The organism is Komagataeibacter melomenusus (genome assembly GCF_013155395.1).
GTDB lineage: Bacteria > Pseudomonadota > Alphaproteobacteria > Acetobacterales > Acetobacteraceae > Komagataeibacter > Komagataeibacter melomenusus.
In genome coordinates this window covers 1-16,418 of record NZ_JABJWC010000040.1, presented here as the reverse complement: position 1 = coordinate 16,418, position 16,418 = coordinate 1, and the positions used below count along the sequence as shown (strand labels likewise).

The 16,418-nt window shown below is 61.0% G+C and carries 12 protein-coding genes and 1 pseudogene; 4 read left to right on the top strand and 9 right to left on the bottom strand.

The features are described from left to right. Positions 1-52: 52 nt before the first annotated feature. The 4 genes and pseudogenes from HNW77_RS13505 to HNW77_RS13485 all read right to left on the bottom strand — a co-directional run. A complete protein-coding gene (locus HNW77_RS13505) occupies positions 53-1,639 on the bottom strand; it encodes an efflux transporter outer membrane subunit (RefSeq protein WP_172158302.1) in 1,587 nt (528 codons plus the stop codon). Then, the gene (locus HNW77_RS13500) at positions 1,636-2,823 is read right to left on the bottom strand and encodes an efflux RND transporter periplasmic adaptor subunit (protein ID WP_172158300.1); all 1,188 of its coding nucleotides are present in this window, start codon (positions 2,821-2,823) and stop codon (positions 1,636-1,638) included. The genes HNW77_RS13505 and HNW77_RS13500 overlap by 4 nt, the downstream gene beginning before the upstream one ends. Further along, a complete protein-coding gene (locus HNW77_RS13495) occupies positions 2,823-6,014 on the bottom strand; it encodes an efflux RND transporter permease subunit (RefSeq protein ID WP_172158299.1) in 3,192 nt (1,063 codons plus the stop codon). Before HNW77_RS13495 ends, HNW77_RS13500 begins: the two co-directional genes overlap by 1 nt. 1,156 nt (positions 6,015-7,170) lie before the next feature. Next, positions 7,171-7,506: pseudogene (locus tag HNW77_RS13485) on the bottom strand (transposase); the annotation flags it as partial. A gap of 130 nt (positions 7,507-7,636) precedes the next feature. On the opposite strand from HNW77_RS13485, the gene HNW77_RS13480 reads away from it, so the two are divergent. Together HNW77_RS13480 and HNW77_RS13475 are read left to right on the top strand one after the other, a co-directional pair. After that, positions 7,637-7,993, top strand: a complete 357-nt coding sequence (locus HNW77_RS13480) for an SDR family oxidoreductase (RefSeq protein ID WP_241694475.1) — start codon at positions 7,637-7,639, stop codon at positions 7,991-7,993. Positions 7,994-8,062: 69 nt separating this feature from the next. Further along, complete coding sequence (locus HNW77_RS13475; protein WP_172158297.1) at positions 8,063-9,112, top strand: SDR family oxidoreductase; 1,050 nt, start codon at positions 8,063-8,065, stop codon at positions 9,110-9,112. A 101-nt stretch (positions 9,113-9,213) separates the two neighbouring features. Here the strand turns inward: HNW77_RS13475 and HNW77_RS13470 are convergent, their stop codons facing one another. Together HNW77_RS13470 and HNW77_RS13465 are read right to left on the bottom strand one after the other, a co-directional pair. Next, on the bottom strand, positions 9,214-11,436 hold the full coding sequence (locus HNW77_RS13470; RefSeq protein ID WP_408886847.1) for a pyrroloquinoline quinone-dependent dehydrogenase: 2,223 nt from the start codon (positions 11,434-11,436) through the stop codon (positions 9,214-9,216). Continuing rightward, entirely contained in the window at positions 11,430-11,810 is a 381-nt protein-coding gene (locus HNW77_RS13465) for a glycerol dehydrogenase (protein WP_172158288.1), read from the bottom strand. Before HNW77_RS13465 ends, HNW77_RS13470 begins: the two co-directional genes overlap by 7 nt. Before the next feature lie 510 nt (positions 11,811-12,320). On the opposite strand from HNW77_RS13465, the gene HNW77_RS13460 reads away from it, so the two are divergent. Continuing rightward, on the top strand, positions 12,321-12,569 hold the full coding sequence (locus HNW77_RS13460; RefSeq protein ID WP_172158280.1) for a hypothetical protein: 249 nt from the start codon (positions 12,321-12,323) through the stop codon (positions 12,567-12,569). 90 nt (positions 12,570-12,659) lie between these two features. On the opposite strand, the gene HNW77_RS13455 is transcribed toward HNW77_RS13460, so the two are convergent. From HNW77_RS13455 to HNW77_RS13445, 3 genes are all read right to left on the bottom strand, one after another. After that, positions 12,660-13,367, bottom strand: a complete 708-nt coding sequence (locus tag HNW77_RS13455; RefSeq protein WP_172158311.1) for a VIT1/CCC1 transporter family protein — start codon at positions 13,365-13,367, stop codon at positions 12,660-12,662. Then, positions 13,357-13,950: a cytochrome b gene (locus HNW77_RS13450; protein ID WP_241694474.1), complete on the bottom strand. Its 594-nt coding sequence runs from the start codon at positions 13,948-13,950 to the stop codon at positions 13,357-13,359. Before HNW77_RS13450 ends, HNW77_RS13455 begins: the two co-directional genes overlap by 11 nt. Positions 13,951-14,041: 91 nt before the next feature. Further along, positions 14,042-14,512, bottom strand: a complete 471-nt coding sequence (locus HNW77_RS13445) for a hypothetical protein (protein ID WP_172158278.1) — start codon at positions 14,510-14,512, stop codon at positions 14,042-14,044. Between the two features lie 354 nt (positions 14,513-14,866). Between HNW77_RS13445 and HNW77_RS13440 the strand changes: the two genes are divergently transcribed. Next, positions 14,867-16,418: carbohydrate porin (locus HNW77_RS13440; RefSeq protein ID WP_172158277.1), on the top strand; the 1,552-nt coding region annotated here is incomplete at its 3' end.

Sequence of the window (16,418 nt, the reverse complement as noted above, 5' to 3'; positions counted from 1 at the left end):
ACGATACGCCCGGGGCATGCAGGGGGAGATTACGCCCCTGCATGCCCTGTTTTCATGGGCTGGTATGTGGCGAGAGGACGGGCCCGGTCAGGTTGTCATCCGGGTCGGGGCCGTGGCTGTGGGGTGGCGGCACATCGCCTGCGGGGCGTGCGTTATGCAGGCCGGAATACTGTAGCGGGTCGACCGAGAACAGTCTGTCGGGCGCGGGCAGGCTGGCCGCGTTCCATCCCCCGCCGCAGGCGCGGATCAGGCCAACCTGCGCCTGCAGGTAGCGGGTCTGGATTTCGGCCTGCTGTATGCGGGCATCAAGCGTGCTGACCTGCGCGATCAGCACGTCGAGATAGGTGGCAAGGCCGCCTTTATACAGGTTCATGGTGATGTCCTGCGTCTGGCTGGCAGCCCCCACGGCGGCACGCAGGCGGCCGTTTTCGCCATCAAGCCGGCTGGTGCGCGACAGGCCATCCTCCACATCGCGAAAGGCGTTGAGAATGGTCACGCGGTAATGGTCACGCGTTTCGCGGTAGGCGGACCAGCTCTGCTGCAACTGCGCGCGCCGCAGCCCGCCTTCAAATACCGGCATGGTCACGGTGGCGCCATACGACCACATGCTGTTGGCCAGGTTGGCGAGGTTGAAGCCGTTATCATCAAACCCCCCGTTCATCTGGAAGGACACATGCGGGTAGAACGCCGCGCGCGCAATGCCGATGGCCCGGTTGGCCTGTGCCATCTGGCGCTCGCTCATGGCAATGTCGGGCCTGCGCTGCAACAGGTCGGAGGGCAGGGGGGCGGACAGCGCGAAGCGGGTGGTATTGAGGTGGGCATCCGGTGCCAGATGGAAGGATGAGGGCGCGACATTGACCAGAACCGCCACCGCATGCTCCATCACCTCGCGCTGGGCCTGGATGTCGAGCAGGCGGGCCTGCGTGGTGTAAAGCTGGTTCTGCGCGCGCGCCACGTCCAGCCGGGAGGCCGCCTGGTCCACCAGCCGGGTCTGGGTCACACGCAGGGATTCCTCATAATAGCGGATCGACTGGGTATAGATCGCCGCCTGCGCATCCAGCCCGCGCAGGGTGAAGTAATCGCTGGCCAGTTCGGCCTGCAGGCTCAGCCGTGCGGCGGCGTATTGCGCGGCCTGTTCCTGCGCGTAGTCTTTTTGCAGGCGCACGCGGTTGCGGATGGAGGACCAGAAATCCGGCTCCCACGAGGCCATGCCGCCATAGAACTCATCGGAATCCGTAATCGGCCCCTTGTAGCGGAACAGCCGCTCGGCCGAGCTTTTGTTGTTGCTGCCGCCAAAGGCCACGCCAAAATGCGGCAGCAGGTCGGCGCGTGCCTCGCTGACGATGGCGCGCGCCTGCAGGAAGCGCTCGCTGGCGGCCTGCAGGTCGCCGTTATGGGCCATGGCCGTCTCTTCCAGCGTATCAAGCTCGGGGTCGGCAAAACCCTGCCACCACTGCGCGGGAATGCTGTCATCCATCGGGTGGGCCACGCCGAACGGGGCCTGCCCCTGCCATGTGGCGGGAATGACGTAATGCGGCGCATGATAGACGGGCGCAAGGTCGCACCCCGCCAGTGACAGCAGTGATGCGGCGCAGGCAGCGCCCATAAACGGGGAGCGGTGAATGCTACGGGCCATCATTCATCGTCCTTTTCATCGGTGTCGTTGCTGTATCCGGCTGCGGGCTGGACCACATGCACGCGCTCGCCTTCCAGCAGGTCGGCGGGCGGGTTGTCGATGATCCGGTCATCAGGGTTTATGCCCGAGAGCACCTGCGTTGCCCCATCACCCATGCGGCCCACCGTTATGTCGTGGAAATGCGCGCGACCCTGCCCATCCACCACCGCCACCTGCATGCCATGCTCCTGAAACACCAGCGCGCCGGTGGGAATGCTCTGGTGGGCCGCCTGCTCGGGCGCGCTCAGGGTTACGGCGGCGAAGGTGCCGGGCCACAGGGCGTGGTCGGAATTATCGATCACGAATTCACTCACGCTGGTGCGGGTATCGGGGTCGTAGCCGCCCGATACGGTCAGGAACTTCGCCTCGAAGGTGCGATCGGGGAACTGCGGCACCCGCACGCTTGCATGCAGGCCGGGCTGGAGGATGTAGGACATGTTCTCCGGTATCGAGACGAACAGCCGCATCTGGTGCGTATCCGCCACGCTGAACAGTTCGCTCGCCGCCCCAGTGGCGTTCAGGTTGCCGCCGCCTTCATGCACGTAGTCGCCCACGTTGATGTCACGCTCGGTCACCACGCCATCAAAGGGGGCGACAATGACCTTGAAGCGCTCAAGGGCGGCATAGCGGTCAAGGTTGTGGCGCGCGGCTTCGAGATCAGCCGAGGCCGATTTCTCGTTGGCATCCTGCACCGAGACCGACTGGCCCGATACCGCCTGTGACCTGCCCATCAGCCGCCAGCGCTGGGCGGTCACGACAGCCAGGTCGTATTTGGCCTGCGAGGACTGAAGATCGGCCTGCGCCTGCGCAAACTGGGCATCAAGGCCCGGGGTATTGATCTCGGCCAGCACGTCGCCCGCTGCCACGCGGGCACCGTAGTCCTTGTACCACATCTGCACGTAGCCCGAGGCCTGCGGGTAGATGGGGGCCTGGTACCACGCCTCGATCGTGCCGGGCAGGTCGAGGCTGACATGGCGGGCCTCCCGGCGTGGGGCTATGACCATCACATCGGGCACGGTGGCCTGTGCCGCCTCATGGCGCAGGGCGGTGGCATGGTGGATGCGCCCGACCAGCAGGTAACCGCACCAGCCCACAAGGATCGTGGCACCGGCCAGCATCAGCATCTTACGGGATTCCCGGGTGGACATCAGTTCAGTTCCTCGCGGTTGCGGGGGGCGCGGTTATGCAGGATTGCGTAAACACAGGGCACGAACAGGAGCGTGGACACGGTGGCCACCAGCAGCCCGCCAATCACGGCGCGGCCCAGGGGCGCGTTCTGCGAATTGCTCATGGCCATGGGCACCATGCCGATCACCATGGCCAGCGCCGTCATCAGCACGGGGCGGATGCGGCCGTAGCCCGCCTCGAGTGCTGCACGCAGGGCATCGCCATGTTCCTCGATCCGCTCACGGGCAAAGGATACGACAAGGATGGAATTGGCCGTCGCCGTGCCCATGCACATGATCGCTCCCGTCAATGCGGGCACCGACAGGCGCGTATGGGTCAGGAACAGCGCCCAGGCGATGCCGGCAAGGGCTGCGGGCAGGGCCGAGATGATGATGAACGGGTCCAGCCAGGACTGGAAGTTGACCACGATCAGCAGGTAGATCAGCAGCACCGACACCACCAGCCCGAACACCAGCTCGATATAGGCATGGCGCATGGTCTCGGTCTGGCCGCGCACCACCACGGCGGCGGTGGAGGGCACCCTGTCGCGCGTCTGCTCCAGCACGTGCTGCACGCCGGTGGTGACCTGCCCCAGATCCGCCCCTTCGGCGGAAACATAGATGTCCACCTCAGGCATGGAATTGAAGTGCGAGACCTGCCCCGGCGTGCCGGTGGCGCTGACATTGCTGATGCCACCCAGAAGCTGCATGTGCCGCCCCTGCGGGTCGCCATCGCCCTTGTCGACCGGAATGGTCATGAGGTTGTTGAAATGCGTCAGCTGGTCCTGTGACACATACACGTTCAGCGGGAAGGTGATGCCCGTGGCAGGGTCGAGCCAGTATTGCGGGTCCACCGTCTGGCTGCCTGAAAGGGTCATGAGTTCGTTATTGGCAAGGTCGGCCTCCGTCATGCCGGTGGCCTGGCCGAAGGTGCGGTTGCCCTGCACGAACAGGGTCGGTGTCTTCATGGTCTGCTGGATCACGACATCGGCGGCACCGGGGACGGCGCGCAGGCGGTTTACGAGCAGGCGGGCGTAGTCGTAATTATCGCGCAGGTCGGGGCCGGAGATCTGCACGTCAATGGGCGCCGGGGAGCCGAAATTCAGGATCCTGGCCGTAAGATCGGCGGGCTGGAAGGTGAACACCGTGCCGGGAAAACGCGCCGAGAGGTCGCGGCGCAGGATGGCGCGGTCATCCCATACCGGGGTTTCCTCGTTTTTGAGCGCAATGGTGATGTCGCAGTCCTGCGTGCCGATGGTTGGCGTGGGGATGAAGGCCTGGTTATGCGCGCCTTCGGGCAGGCCACAGTTTTCGATCATGCTTTCCACCTTGCCTGGGAACAGCGCGTTGACCCGGTCCTCCACCAGCGAGGCCTCGCGGCCCGCCACCTCGATGCGGGTGCCAAGGGGGGCACGCATGTGCATCTGCAGCGTGCCGGATTTCGTCTCGGGGAAGAAGTCGCGTCCCGCGATCAGGTATAGCCCCAGCGAGCCGACCGATACGCCAAGGAAGATGGCCACGAACCGCCTCCGCCGCGCTATGGCGCGCCCGAGCAGGGCACCGTAGCGTTCACGGAAGGTATTGAACCCGCGCTCGAATGCCTGCTGGAAGCGCTCGGGCAGGCGCCTGGGGTATTGCAGGTTATGCACCTGCGGCTCGCAGTGGTGGGAATCCCCATGCCCTGCCACGCTATGGCCCGCCAGCAGGTATTTGGCCATGGTCGGCACCAGCGTGCGCGACAGGATGAAAGAGGCGATCATGGCGAAGATGATGGCCTCCGCCATGGGCATGAACAGCCAGCCCGCCACCCCGCTCAGCCCGAACAGCGGCAGCCAGACAATGCAGATGCAGGTGGTGGCGACAAAGGTGGGGATGACGATCTGGTTGGCGGCATCGATGATGGCGGGTTCCAGCGCCTTGCCCATTTCAAGATGCGCGTCGATGTTCTCGATCATCACCGTGGCATCATCGACCAGGATGCCCACCGCCAGCGCAAGGCCGCCCAGTGTCATGACATTGATGGTCTGCCCCGCCCAGTGCAGCCCGATGATGGCACACAGGATGGCCAGCGGGATGGAGGTGGCGATGATGACCGTGGGCCGCCATGACCCCAGGAACAGCAGCACCACCATGCCGGTCAGGAAGGCTGCGGTGAGCATTTCGCGCACCACGTCGAAAATGGAATCTTTCACGAATACCGAGGCATCGCCCAGAATGCTCACCTTGACATCGGGCGGCAGCAGTTTCTGGATGCGTGGCAGGAGCGCCTTGGCGCCCGCGACCACATCCAGCGTCGAGGCATCGCCACTTTTCATGACCACGATCTCGACCCCCTGCTTGCCCTTGACCAGCACGAGGTTGGTCTGCGGGTGGCCGCCACGATAGACCTCGGCCACATCATGCACGTAGATCACGGCATTGCCCACGCGCTTGACCGGAATGTCGCCCAGTTCCTTCATTGAGCGCGGGGTGGCGTTGGTCTGCACCATCCAGTCGGTGGCCGCTATTTTCTGGTCGCCTGCCGGGAGCACGATATTCTGCCCGCGCAGGGCGTTCTGCACATCCATGGCCGAGAGGTGATGCGCCTGAAGCTGCTGCTGGTTCAGCGCCACCATGACAAAACTGTCCATGCCGCCATAGGCCTGCGGCACCACCGCGCCCGGCACGGTCACCAGCAGCGGCCGCACGCGGATCATGGCCAGCTTGAACAGGTCGGACGGGGTCTGTTTATCCGATGTGACCTGAAGCGTGAGCACCGGCACGGATGAGGCATCGAGGCTCATGACCATGGGGGAGGGGATGTTCTCGGGCAACTGCTTGATCACCGTCTGGGAAATGGCGGTGACTTCGGCTTCCGCCTTGCCAATATCGGTGCCGGGCTGGAAGTATATGTTGACGATGCCGCGCCCGTAATACGAACTGCTTTCCATATGCTCGATGCCCTCGACAGTCGAGGTCACCATCAGTTCGTAATTATAGATGATCCGGCCCGCGAATTCCTCAGGCAGCATGCCGCCATAGGTCCAGACGACGGACACGACCGGAATGCGGATATTGGGGAACACATCCGTCGGCGTACGCCATACCGACATGATGCCAAAGACCACGATCAGGATCGAAAGCACCACAAAGGTATAGGGCCGACGTAGTGCAGTGACTACGATGGCATTCATGGGATGGATAATTCCCTGTATTACGAAGAACCGCATAAGTGTAAGCATGCGGTTTTATTGCGTTGATGGCATTCCTGACTGCCCCATGCGCCCTCATGGGGTAAATGATGGCCTCATATAGGCCTGATTGCAGGCGTCCGCACGATATGATGGCGCAATCGGCCCGGCCGGATCGCTCCGGCAGGCAGGCGCAGGTCAGGAATATTCAGGCAGCACAGGGGGCATGGCAGAGACACTCCAGCAGGATGGGTGACGGACGGGCCCGCATGAATCCGCGGGCTGTGCCTGAACGACAGATACAGTGTTTTTTTACAAAGTATGAACAGATAAGATTTAAAATAATTTTCATTACAATTCAGGATATTGTTTATTTTAAATATTTAATGAACTTTTATTTACATTGTTATTTGAAATGAAATTAATTTCATTATGAAACTTTTACTGTATTGCCGCGGAAGGATCTGCTTTCGTCAGATGGCTGCCTGCAACGCGCGCCCATGCAATGCCCTGCTGTCATGAGAACGCGGCCTGAAAAAAATGCGGCACCCCAGAAAATCATGGGGCTGCCATAGGTAAGCCGACAAAGGCTTGATATGTCTTATGAAAGCACGTCGTCGTAGTCGGCTACCCGTCGGCACCCAAAAACGGCTTCTGGAGCACTTCGTGGCGGGCACGCCCGCACGGGGTGATGTAGCGCGCAAGCACGGCATGCAGCTTTGAGTTCGGTCCGGTGGGGCCGGGACGTTGCTGTCCCGTGCGCCTTGAGGTGTGTCGCATCGATCATCAGACGTATCGAAGGGCCAGCCTGTTCTGTCAGTGCGACGAAGATCCACCCAAAGACACCCAGGAGGCCCCTCGCGCTGTGATTTCCCCAGCCCTGAACGGCCTGTATTCCGGTGCGCGGCGAAACATGCAGGCCAAGGCCATGATGCTGGACTACGTCGAGCAAGGCAGCCAATGGGAGACGCACTCGGTGGCTCAATGCGCGTTCATCACCATTTTCCCATCCGATAGACCGTCAGGGCTAAAGGTCTATGGGTAACTTAACGATACACCTTACGCCAGGGTTATCGTCAGACAAGACGATCGTGCCCCTGTGCAGGTGTACTATGGCTTTTACCATGCTCAGTCCAAGCCCGTTACCGTCATGCATAGCTGCATTTCTAAGCATGAAGCACGCGAACGCGATAACATGGAGACTTGCGAGGGTTGAGGCATAACGCTCGTAATCCTTGACGAGCCTGCGACAGCGTGTTGCCCATGCGAAAGACCGTTCAACGACCCATCGGCGCGGCAGCAGGACAAAGCCACGTTTGGCCTCGGGCAACCTGACAACTTCAAGGGTAATTCCCTGGGCCCGTGCTGCCCCGGCAGGTTTCTCGCCGGTATATCCCTGCTCGACATAGGCCAGTTCAATGCTTTCGTCTGTCGTGTCCTGAATGGCGGCAGCAAGACGTCTCACCTCGGCGCGATCATCCCGACTGGCTGGTGTGTTCTTGTCAACAATGCGGGTGTCCTGCTGGTCGCCCTCCTGAGTGACCTGAAGGTCGATCAGCGGGACCAGATGATCGACGTCAACATCAAGGGCGTGCTGGTATGGCATTGCCGCGGCCCTGCCGGTCATGCAGGCGCAGGGCGCGGGTCATGTCGTTACTGTCTCTTCAGTGGCCGGGCACAAGGTGGGGCCGGGTTTTGCCGTCTATTGCGGCACCAAGTTCGCCGTGCGCGCGATTTCCGAAGGGTTCCGCCAGGAAGCCGGGCCGTACATCCGCAGCACGGTCATCTCCCCGGGTGCGGTTGCGACCGAACTGCCCTCCCATATCAGCGCAGGCCCCGCGAAAGACGCGGTGGAGACCATGTATGCCACGGCGGAGATCAGCGCCGACGCGGTTACCGGGGCCATCGCGTACGCGATCTCCCAGACGCCGGATGTCGATATTAACGAGATTATTATCCGGCCGACGGCACAGGTATTCTAAAGGCAATGGTGGGCTGCGTCGGCATGGGACATTACCGCGCAGTGCCGTCTTGCAGCAAGGAGAACAGCATTGGTTTACAAAGCACTCGTCGCGGGCGCGAACGGCATCATTGGCAAGGCCCTGCTGGAGGAACTGGCCCGCGCACCCGGCTGGGAAGCCCGTGGCCTGTCGCGCAGCCATGGCGATATCCGCGCCGACCTGACCGATACCGCGCAGACGCGAATGGCGCTGGAAGCGGCGGCGGACTGCACGCACCTGTTCTATGCCGCCTATGGCCCCGGTGGCGGGCTGGCCGGGGAGGATACGCGCAATGCTGCCATGCTGCGCAATCTGCTGGATGGATTGCAGCATGCTGGCGCACCGCTGCGGCGGGTTGTCCTGTATCAGGGCGCCAAGGTGTATGGGGTGCATCTTGGCCCGGTTTCCACGCCGTTTTACGAAGATGAAAACCCCCGTCCGATCGGCCCGAATTTCTATTTTACGCAGCAGCGTGAATTGCAGGCCCGCCATGAAGCCGGTGGGCCCGAATGGACCATCCTGCGTCCCGACGTGGTCGTGGGTGATGCCGCGGGCAATGCGATGAACATCGCAACCGTCATCGGCGCCTATGCCGCCATCTGTGTGGCTGACGGGGCCGCGTTCCGTTTTCCCGGCTCCTGTAAAACGTATGACAGGTGCCTGGCACAGGTCACGGATGCCCACGCTCTGGCCCGCGCCAGCCTGTGGGCGGCAACGTCCGATACGGCTGCTGGTCAGGCCTTCAATTACGTGCACGCGCCCTTCCGCTGGCGCCGGATATGGGAAGGTGTGGCGCGGCATTTCGGCCTGACCACAGGCGAGCCGATCCCGTTCTCGCTGGCCGGGCACATGCCCGCGCTCGCCCCGGTCTGGGATGCGATTGCAAGCGATCTGGTGCAGCCCGATTTCGCCAAAGCCGTTGGCTGGGGATTTGGCGACTTTGTATTCGGGACAGAAGCCGATGTCGTATCCGACATGACAAAGATCCGGCTGGCTGGATACGCGCAGGATGCCGATCCACTCGCGGTGCTGATCAGCGCGATCGAACGCCAGCAGCAGAACGGCGTGATCCCGCGCATCGGCAGGGGCGGGCCGGGTTAAGGCTGGCGTCGGATGATATCCGGCTGCCCCGCCCAAGCGGGCGGGACGACCGGGTCCGGCCCGCAGGGAGCCAGAACCCGGCCTGTTACAGTGGCGTGGCGCTATCGTGCCGCCTGTGGCAGGGCGAAAACCACCAGTTCGTCCGTCACCGGCGTCATCATGAAGTGATGGCCGCCCGCCATGATCGCCACATACTGCCGTCCGTTGACCTCGTATGTCATCGGGTTGGCCTGCCCGCCGCCGGGCAGCACATGGGACCACAGAACCTTGCCGGTGCGTTCGTCAATCGCGCGGATCAGGTTGTCCGTCGCAGCACCGATGAACACCAGCCCGCCCGCCGTAACCACCGCGCCGCCGTTGTTGGGCGTGCCGATCTCCCACGGCAGGCCGGTCGGCAGGCCCCACGGCCCATTGGCGCGCGCCGTGCCCAGCGGGTGCTGCCACAGCACTTTCTGGTCGTGCTTCATGTCAATCGCGGTAATCATGCCATAGGGCGGTTTGTGGCACAGCATGCGGGTGAACGGGTCCCAGAACGGGGCGATGGTGATGGCGTAGGGCGTGCCCTCCATCGGGCCGTTGCCCTCGGCAGCGCCTGCGCCGGGGTGGTAATGCGGATCGTCGATCGGCATGAGGTTCAGCGCATCGGCCTTGTTGCGGGTAATCAGTTGGGCATACATCGGCGATGCATTCCAGTTCGCGATCAGGATGCCGGTCTGCGGGTCATAGGCCATTGATCCCCAGTCACTGCCCCCGTTATTGCCGGGATACATGATCCACGGCCTGTCCAGGCTGGGGGGCGTGAACTCACCGACGTAATGGGCACGACGGAACTTGATGCGGCAGTAAAGCTGGTCGATGGGGGACACGCCCCACATGTCCTGCTCCCGCAGGTCCGGCATATGCAGCGACGGCATGCCGACCGACCATGGCTGGGTGGGCGCGCGGGTGTCGCCCGCCACGTTGCCTGCCGGGGCGGGGCGTTCTTCCACCGGCAGGATCGACTGCCCGGTGCGGCGGTCCAGCACGAAGGTCTGCCCCCGCTTGGTCGGCACGATGATGGCGGGCACCGTCTGGCCGTCAGTACCCGGCATGTCCATCATGGTGACCTGTGATCCCATGTCGTAATCCCAGACATCCTTGTGCACCGTCTGGAACACCCAGCGCGGGCTTCCGGTCTTGACGTCGAGCGCCACGATGGAGGTGGAGACCGCATTTTCGGCAGCACTGCGATAGCCGCTGAAATAGTCACCCGCCGAATTGCCCGTGGGCACGTAAACCAGCCCCAGCGCGTCATCCCCGGTCATGGCGGCCCAGGAATTGGGGGTGCCGCGGCTGTAATGCCGGTTACCCGTGGGCTGGTCGTGGTCATCGGGGCGTTTGACATCCCACGCCCAGACAAAGCGGCCACTTTCGGCATCATAACCGCGCACCACGCCCGAGGGTGCCCAGCGGCGCTGCCCGTCAAGCACCTGATGATTGACCACGACCACGCCGTTCACCACGGTGGGTGGCACTGTCATGGCGACAAAACCGGGAACGGACTCGCCCATGCCCTGCATCAGGTTGACCTGCCCGTCGTGGCCGAAGCCGGGGCAGAATTCCCCCGTGGCGGCATCCACCGCCACCAGCCGCATGTCCAGCGTGCCCTCAAGGATACGGTTGTGGCAGGGCTGCCCCTGCGGTACCTGTGACGACGTGAAATACGTCACCCCCTTGCACGCAGCGGTATAGGGAATGGCTTCGTATTTTTCACCAAGGTTGCGCCGCCAGATTTCCTTGCCCGTGGCCGGGTCCAGCTTCATGATGTCGTTCTGTGCCGAGCACATGTACAGCCCGTCGCCTACCTTGATCGGTGTGGTTTCCGCCGCCCATTTGTTCGTCTGCCCCGGCCGGGGGTAGCTGCCGGTGTGGTAGGTAAAGGCAACCTGAAGGTGTGAGACATTCTCCGGCGTGATCTGGGCCAGCGGGGAATAACGGGTCTGCGCGTCATCCCGCCCGTAGGTGGCCCAGTCACCCGGTGCCGGGTCAGCCCCCGCCTGCGGCAGCATGGCGGGCAGGCTGTCGGCGGCAACACTCCCGATATCGGGCAGGTTCGCCGCATTCACGCCCGGAGCCTGCGGGGCGTAGGGGGAAGGACCGGCAAAATAGCCGGGATCGGCTGGGGCCTGTTCCGCCGGTTCATCGGCCCGGCCCGGCCCCGGAATGGATGCACCCGGCGGCCCGCCAGACCCTGCGGCGGCGAACTGTGCATATGATGATACCGGCAGGCACAGCCATGCGGCCCCCATGCCCATGGCGAGGAAACGATACCGGCGCATCAGCATGTGCCCCCGATGGCGCGACGTGCGGCCATCCGCCGCAGGACAGGAATGGAGAAAAGGACAGGCAGGCCAAGCAGGGTCGGGCCAAAGGCGCGGGGCAGGAGGTCAATCGGGCTGAACCCCACCTCCCACACGGACCAGACCCAGGTATAGGCAAGGGCCGCAAGATAAAGGAGCGCCCCCTGCAGGCGCCCCATCAGCATGCACAATCCGCTGGCAAGCAGGACAGGGCCACAAAGCAGATAGTAAAGGGAACCACCCAGCAGCGCCAGTTCGGCCCCGCCAGCAACAAACACCAGACCAACAAGAAAAATGACCGCGCCCAGCAGCCACACGAGCCATTCCACAAGGGGCTTGCCCCCATATTCACGCAACATGGATTGATGCCTTTTACATCATATGAATGAATATTTCCGTTATGCGTCCATATTCACAGCATGTTTTTTGTTATAAATATTGAAGTGATATATTTATTTCATATTCTTTACATGAAATGAAGCATACCCGCGCGCCGGTTTTTTTTACAAATCCCGACCCGCCGGTTCGCTTTCATTCAAGGCGAGGGGATATACGCTCCACGTTTTCCTGTCGCGTGGAAAGAGGGGGCGGGCGTTCAACAATGTTGAAATTCGTAAGAATTTTCTACACCGTACCGCGACCATCTTATCAAATGCCCGGTTGATGCCGCGTGTCCGGTCATGGATTGTGTATATTATGTAAATATAAATATTGATTTGAATTTAATTGGGAATTGTAGAAATAAAAATCATATACGACATGAGATCAAGAGAATCATGGATCGAGAAATGCCTGTCATTGCCTGATATGCGCATGGATTTATCCAGCCGTCGGTGCCGGTCAGGACGGGCGCAACAGGGAGGGGCAGCTTGATGCCGCATCTTGTGCCCGGTCATGCGGGGCCACCTGCAGGATGCAACGACGCGGTAAACATGACACCGTTCCCATGGTCATCAATGGTGGCAGTGTTGGCGGTTTTGCCCGGTATGGGGAACAGTCCCGATAAAGCTCGGGCCCGCTCCCCCATTGCCGGTATGGCATTGTTAGATGGATCTGTTTTTGTAAAATTTCATATTACGTTTGCCATGGTGCAAATAAAAGACAAGCCGTATGCATAATAATGAAACAACCAGATTTGACAGCACGCTTACAAGAATGACATCCATGATCTGTTTTCATTCATCTGGTATGTTGCAATATTTAGAAGGTCATGTCTGTACCCCGAATATACGGCCGATGGCCGCCGTCACGGCCATTGCCATGATGCCCCAGAATATGACCCGTATTGCCGGACGCAACGGGTCCGCGCCACCGGCACGTGCCCCCACCACCCCCAGTACGGCCAGGCCGAGCAGGGATATGGCGGATACTGTCCATGACACCACGCCTGCTGGCGAGAGCAGGGCTGCCAGCACGGGCAATATGGCGCCGGATGAGAACGCGCCAGCCGATGCAAAGGCCGCCTGCACCGGACGGGCCGCAGTTGCTTCCGAAATGCCAAGTTCATCGCGGGCATGGGCACCCAGGGCATCATGCTTCATAAGCTGAAGGGCCACCTTGCGGGCCAGGATGTCATCCAGGCCGCGCTGGCGGTATATGCCGGCCAGCTCGCTGACTTCGGCATCCCAACTGCTGCCAAGTTCCTTTTTTTCGCGGGCAAGGTCGGCCTTCTCGGAATCCGCCTGCGAACTGACGGACACATATTCCCCCGCCGCCATGGACATGGCCCCGGCCACAAGGCTGGAAATCCCGGCCAGCAGGATGCTTGCCTGCGTGGCATGGGCGCTGGCCACGCCAATGATCAGGCTGGATGTTGACAGGATGCCGTCATTCGCCCCCAGAACGGCCGCCCGCAGCCAGCCCAGCCGGGATGTTGCATGTACTTCCTTGGGGCGTGGTGCCGTTCTACTTTCCATATTCATCAGATATAGTACCTTTTGCCAGCATTCTGTTAAAAACATTGTCCCTGAGAATGAAATGATGAAAGCACGCGGCCAGTGCGTGACCCGTGGCCAGCACAATGATCAGCCAGCCATTCCATTGATGCAGCCAGTGCAGGAGGCCGACCGTTGATGCCGAAAACCTGCCAAATGGCGGCGCGATCTGGATGGCCAGAAAGCTCATGGGCTGTCCGTTGCCCCATCGCCACAGATATCCAAGAGGAATTTCCAGCAGGACCAGGCCATACAGGCCATATTCCACGCTGCGGGCCAGAACGGCATCGAGCCAGCGGTCGGAGGCGCGGATATGGCGCCCCCAGCCCATGCGCCACACCAGGCGCGCGGGCATGAGCAGGCTCAGGATTATGCCTGATGTCAGATGTGTGACCACCAGTTGATGATGCAGCGGGTTACGGAACAGGCCCCACACATTTGCAGTGGCGAACTGCAGCACGATAATGGCTGCGCAACTCCAGTGGAAAACGATCGTCGGCAGGTCATAGCATGTCGGGGCGGGGCAGGGTTTGTGTTCCATGCGGTCAATATAGATGGCGGACATGACGCGAACCTGAACGAGCAGCCATCAATCCAGACCAGCAGGCGGGCGGACGGTGAGGGGGTTTGGTTTGGAAATGCGGCATGGCCGTCCATCATGGAATAATCGGTTTTCCCTGTGCGATCCGCTTTGCCAGGTCATCCCACAGGCGCGCGGTCGCAAGATTGATGTCGGCCTTTATTGAAAACGGGGACTGGCTGCGTGAGAAAGGAGACAGGGACATGCGCTCGCCAATAACGAAATGCCCCTGTGAAAACAGCATGACGGACAACGAACCCTGCTGGCCCTGTCCTGTCGGGCGCATGACCGCAATACGCATGTGAGGGGGCGGCACCGCAATGGCATGGAAGGCCTGCAGTTCGGCCGCGCCAGATGGGCAGTCCACGCTTTCCAGAACCGCGTCACGCAGGACTGAATGGGGATATCCGCCATACATGCCATCAACATGAAGGCGTATGCCCTGCTCGACTGCCCTGCAGATACCTTCGGTCTCGGCATGGGCTGCGCAAAGGGTCATGCTGATTATCATCAGGACTGCCAGCCCGTACCGTAATATCCATCGCATGGTATGAGTCCGGCCTCCCGTCCCTGGCATCGTGCTGATGCGTGCGGTTCTTGTAACAGGCGAAGATGACGTGAACCTGAACAGGGAAAAGGGGGCGCTGATCCGGCTGCAAACCGTGGTCATGAATTGTATTTTATAAAGACAGGCAAAGGGGCTGTCATTTTCGCCTGTCACTTCCTTATATCGATGAAATATATGACGGAAACCTTTACTGTACTTTTGTGATGAAAATAAATACAATATATTGGTTATCATTATAATAAAAGTTTAACAAAAACATCATGTTGTGAAAATAAAGTCGTGCATATAATATAAGCCGGATGATGATGGGTTTTGTATTAATATGAGAATCATTTGCGATCGTGCAGACTGACATCATGCAAGGTTCCAGCCGTTGCCGTGCCCGGATTTTTGTGGCGTGCCTGCGGGGGGAGCCTCGTCTGGGGCATCGTCTGCCTTATCTGCCTCCCGGCTCACGGCCAGACCGCCATTGCTGAAGGACGTTCCCGCCTGGGGGCTTCCGCGCCTTTTCTCGCGCAGATTGATCCTGCCGCCATGCGGGATTCCTGGCAGGCGGATGTAATCAATGCCAGCCGGAGCCAGGATACACCATCAGCCGCCGGTGGCAGCCTGCTGGGGGATATGGGGGGCCTCCGTCCATGGCTGGCCCGTTACGGCATGATACTGGGCATTCAGGATGTCAACGAGTTGTGGGGCAATGCCACGGGCGGGATCGCCAGCACCAACGGCGATGGCAGGGGGGCTGGCACCGGAGCATCATATATTGGCATTACCATGCCCAGCCTGACGGCGGACCTTGAAAAACTCGTCGGGCTCAGGGGCGCGACATTCAATGTCAGCGCCCTGCAGATCCGCGGACGTGCCATGACCCAGGATCATCTGGGCGATTTCAACCCCATCAGCGGATTTGAGGCGGACCGCTCCACCCGCCTGTTTGAACTGTGGTACCAGCAGTCTTTCCTCAAGGGTGCACTGGATATCAAGATTGGCCAGCAGGACCTCGATACGGAATTCCTGATCAGTGATTATGCATCGCAGTATCTCAATGCCAATTTCGGGTGGCCCATGGGGCCTTCGGTCAATCTTTATGCGGGCGGCCCGTCATGGCCCCTTGCCGCGCCTGCAATCCGGCTGCGCTACCGGCCCAGCGGAAAATACACATTCATGTTCGCGGCCTCCGATGATAATCCAACAGGCAATCGGGACAGTAATGTCTTTGGCCTGACCGGAAGTCCGGCTGATCCAACCAGCCAGACCATCAGCGATGGCAGCGGCACGCGGTTCAATATGGGAACTGGCGCCCTGCTGATTACCGAAATCCAGTATGCCCTCAATCCGCAGGGCGACGTTCACCATCCTGGGCTCTCGGGTATTTATAAACTCGGGGGCTATTACGATACGGCACGCTTCCCGGATTATCGGTACAACACGCAGGGGCAGTCGCTTGGGGCGGAGGGAGGCACGCCGCGCTGGGATCAGGGCAACTGGCTGGTTTACGGAATCATCGACCAGTTGATCTGGCGTCCCGCGCCCACGGCATCGCGCGCGCTGGGGCTGTTTGTCCGGGCAACCGGGAATAGTGGTGATCGCAATATCATAAGTTTCGCCATTGATGCCGGCCTGAACCTGAAGGCCCCGTTTGCGGGCAGGATGAATGATACGCTGGGTCTGGGCTGGGGCATCGGTCGCGTCACGTCGGGCGTGCGCGCATATGATCGCGCGCGCGGTGCTTTGGTGCAGGGCAATGAAAACCATTTTGAACTGACCTATCAGGCCCAGGTCACGCCATGGATGGTCGTGCAGCCCGATTTCCAGTATGTGCTGAACCCTTCCGGCGGCATGGGCGACCCGTCCTGCCCAATGCGCCGTATCGGTAATGAAGCCG